Consider the following 220-nt stretch of genomic DNA (forward strand, 5'->3'; position numbering starts at 1 on the left):
AATGAAAGGAGCCGCTTATGAGTAATATGGATAGTGGCTTAAAAGACAAGATAATTGGTAAGGCTAAAGAAGTTGAAGGTAAAATTACTGGAGACAAGTCTCGCGAAGCAGAAGGAAAGGCTCAAAAGACAAAAGGTAAAATAAAGGCTAAAGCTAAAGAAGTAAAAGATGATATAGAATCTGATCATCAAATAAATGATAGGTAATAGAATCATCACTT

At 33.6% G+C, this 220-nt stretch carries 1 protein-coding gene; it reads left to right on the forward strand.

The genetic code is table 11. The features are described from left to right. The first annotated feature begins 17 nt into the window (after nt 1-17). Complete coding sequence (locus tag EIZ58_RS32975) at nt 18-206, forward strand: CsbD family protein (RefSeq protein WP_003549333.1); 189 nt, start codon at nt 18-20, stop codon at nt 204-206. Nucleotides 207-220 lie beyond the last annotated feature (14 nt).

Source organism: Ammoniphilus sp. YIM 78166 (assembly GCF_004522215.1).
In the GTDB taxonomy this organism is placed as follows: domain Bacteria; phylum Bacillota; class Bacilli; order Aneurinibacillales; family RAOX-1; genus YIM-78166.